Origin of the sequence: Janthinobacterium sp. NKUCC08_JDC, from assembly GCF_019345575.1 — a bacterium.
Classification (GTDB): domain Bacteria; phylum Pseudomonadota; class Gammaproteobacteria; order Burkholderiales; family Burkholderiaceae_D; genus Janthinobacterium; species Janthinobacterium aestuarii.
In genome coordinates, this window is record NZ_JAHKQW010000047.1 from 1 (window position 1) to 602 (window position 602).

At 51.3% G+C, this 602-nt stretch carries 1 rRNA gene; it reads left to right on the forward strand.

Features of this window, described 5'->3' with window-relative positions:
• Positions 1-602 (forward strand): 23S ribosomal RNA (locus KO538_RS29030); the annotation flags it as partial.

The window sequence follows — 602 nt, forward strand, 5'->3', positions numbered from 1 at the left end:
ATGTTGGCTTAGAAGCAGCCATCATTTAAAGAAAGCGTAATAGCTCACTGATCGAGTCGTCCTGCGCGGAAGATGTAACGGGGCTAAGCCAGTCACCGAAGCTGCGGATATTGTTCTGTGATTTATCACAGATATATATGGTAGGAGAGCGTTCTGTAAGCCTGCGAAGGTGTCTTGTAAAGGATGCTGGAGGTATCAGAAGTGCGAATGCTGACATGAGTAGCGATAATGGGGGTGAAAAGCCTCCACGCCGTAAGCCCAAGGTTTCCTGTTCAACGTTCATCGGAGCAGGGTGAGTCGGCCCCTAAGGCGAGGCAGAGATGCGTAGCTGATGGGAAGCAGGTTAATATTCCTGCACCGTCGTATGATGCGATGGGGGGACGGATCGCGGAAGGTTGTCTGACTGTTGGAATAGTCAGTTTCTGTCTCATAGAAGGCGCTTAGGCAAATCCGGGCGCGGAATTCAAGGGGATGGGACGAGTGCACTTGTGCACGAAGCAATCGGAAGTGGTTCCAAGAAAAGCCTCTAAGCTTCAGTCATACGAGACCGTACCGCAAACCGACACAGGTGGGCGAGATGAGTATTCTAAGGCGCTTGAGAG